At 38.6% G+C, this 2,711-nt stretch carries 2 protein-coding genes; one reads left to right on the top strand and one right to left on the bottom strand.

Annotation, left to right across the window (positions count from 1 at the left end):
• Window positions 1–449: 449 nt before the first annotated feature.
• Complete coding sequence (locus tag DXK30_RS12645; protein ID WP_114701986.1) at window positions 450–1,232, bottom strand: IclR family transcriptional regulator domain-containing protein; 783 nt, start codon at window positions 1,230–1,232, stop codon at window positions 450–452.
• A gap of 39 nt (window positions 1,233–1,271) precedes the next feature.
• On the opposite strand from DXK30_RS12645, the gene DXK30_RS12640 reads away from it, so the two are divergent.
• A complete protein-coding gene (locus tag DXK30_RS12640; protein ID WP_114701985.1) occupies window positions 1,272–2,645 on the top strand; it encodes a lyase family protein in 1,374 nt (457 codons plus the stop codon).
• Window positions 2,646–2,711: the final 66 nt, after the last annotated feature.

Here is a 2,711-nt window from a genome sequence, read left to right as displayed (position 1 = left end):
AGTTTAAACACACAGATACCATATAAACTTAGAGAAAACTTTCTAATAGTCTTAAGTATAAAATCATTAATAGAAGTACTTTTAATCCAAAACTGTCTATCGTTAAGATTAAGTTTGTTCTATAATAGAATTAATGTTCGTATAGTGAATTAAATTATACTTTTTTTCATCGTGTTGTCAATACATTATCTTTTCCTAAGTATCAAGATAACTATTGCTTATATAAACAGAGCTTGATGGCCATCTTGTAATAGCAAGCCGTTCCACCGACGCAAGTTAGACAAGGCATCAGATAGCAGACACAAAGTAAAAGGCATAAAAAAAGTCACCAACTCTATTTAAATAGAATGTTGGTAACCTTAGTGTAGTAATAAGCAGTGTAGTAATAAGCTTAGTAAAACTACCATGATATTTTATTGATTGATAAGCTATGATAAAGCCATGAGTTGCTAAATATAATAAGTCTGAATTTTTTCCGCACAATCACGCAATATTGGCAAGAATTCTTCGATTAAAGCTTCTTTAGAGACCCGCATAGCATTTGTACTAATATTGATTGCACCGATTAACTCATTATTTGCCTTGTAAATCGGTAATGCTAGTGACCGCAGACCAGTATCTAATTCTTGATCTACGACAACGTATTGATTGTTATAGACTTCATTTAGCATCACTCTAAACTGTTCACGATCAGTAATACTAAAGGGTGTATGGGAAGTTAATTTAATTTTTTGGATATAATCCTCACGCTCATCTTCGGGCAGATTGGCCATGATAGCACGCCCCATAGAAGTATAGGCTACAGGCAATCTGGTACCGATAGATAGTGTAATCGATAACAAACGATGCTTGGCAGCGGATCGTGCAATATAAACCACTTCATCATCATCCAAAACTGCAAATGAGCAGGATTCGCCTGTTTGTTCCGTTACTCGCTCAAGGTAGAACTGAACAATGTCATGGTGATGTTCACTACTTAGATAGCTGGCCCCAATACTTAAGGTTTTAGGAGACAGTTTAAATTGGCGCTTATCCTTATGAACATATCCTAAAGCGTGTAACGTCAGCAAATAACGCCGTGCCTTTGCTCTATCCATATCAGTGCGCTCAGCCACTTCACTCAACGTCATAGTAGAATGGTTATCGTCAAAAGCACGTAGTACGCTAAGTCCACCCGCAAGCGAAGCCACAAAATCTGGACTGTCAAAGGGTATTTTCTTGTCTTGTTTCATAGATATATTATTTATACTTACCAAAGTTAGGGATTCTAAATGAAAATCAATCGATTAATCAATCAGCCTTTTGTACATTCTGACGTTGCCAATTCGTTTTCTGATCGAGCTTTCATTCAAGCCATGCTAGATTTCGAGTTAACCGTTCTAGAAGCTAGGGAAAGAAATCAGCTTATCCCAAAAAATACCTTTCAACAATCTAAACAAGCGTTATCTTTAGAATTGTTTGATATTGATGCCATTGCAAAGCAAACTTATTTGGGCGGTAATGCTGCGATTCCTTTTGTGGCACAAGCAAAGTCTTTACTCCCAGCAGACACAAAACCTTTTTTTCATCAAACACTTACCAGTCAGGACGTGATTGATACCGCTATGATGATGATGCTGAAACCATCAATCAAACATATCAATCAAGATCTAATAGAGGTGCTCAACGCCTGTAAGCTGCTCATTCAAACACATCGCACAACGCCTATGGCTGGTAGGACGTTACTGCAACAGGCGCTACCCATTACTTTTGGCACCAAAGTATCCCAATGGGCGGCGTCACTAATGGCAGTCATACCTGACTTGGCGCAATTAGAGCAGTCGGGGTTTTACTTGCAATGGGGTGGCCCTGTTGGAGTAAGCAATGAAGAAAATGAATATCACGATCTTCCGCAACAAGTGGCAGAGTCACTTAGTTTATCAACACCTCTACTGCCTTGGCACACCAACAGACAGCCTATCCATGCTATTACTTCCACACTAGATGCCTGTGCTGGTGCGATAGAAAATATTGTCGAAGACATTGCTTTAATGTCTCAATCTGAATTGGGCGAAGTTGCTGAACCTTCGATTGAAGGTATGGGCGGCTCTTCATCAATGCCACACAAACGCAACCCTGTGCTATGTGCTTTGATCAAGACGTCAGCATTAAGAATGCATGGACATATGAATGTGATTAGCAATACAACTGCTCAGCCTTTTGAGCGCGCATTAGGACAATGGCATGCTAGCTGGGTACCTTTAACTGAAGGTATGGCTTTAATAGCAGGTGCTGTATCGTATTTGAAGACACTATTGCAAGGACTGCAAGTCTACCCTGAACGGATGGCTGCCAACCTTGATTTGAATAGCGATGCCTATTTAATTAAAGGTCTAGAAAACTATTTTAAGACAGATAAAGATAAAATCTATCCTTTAATTAATCAAGCGAGCCAACAAGCCCATAGCCAGCATCAAGGATTTGTGATTACCTTTCTAGCTTTGCTATCAGAACACGCTAGATATTTGAATAATGATCATGAACTTAAGACAGTTTTATCACCTTTAACCTATTGCGGTGCTGCGCCAAGACAATGCGAAGTTGTACTAGAGGCGATTCAAGATGTTATTCAAAAAGCAATTCCCCTAAACAATGAGACTAATTGACATAAAAGAGAAAACAAGGTATTTTAAATTCATTATACGAACAAGAGTTCTTATTTAGAACAATAC

Source organism: Psychrobacter proteolyticus (genome assembly GCF_003350005.1).
Taxonomy (GTDB): domain Bacteria; phylum Pseudomonadota; class Gammaproteobacteria; order Pseudomonadales; family Moraxellaceae; genus Psychrobacter; species Psychrobacter proteolyticus.
The sequence above is the reverse complement of the archived record's forward strand: the minus strand, read 5'-3'. Positions and strand labels throughout refer to the sequence as shown.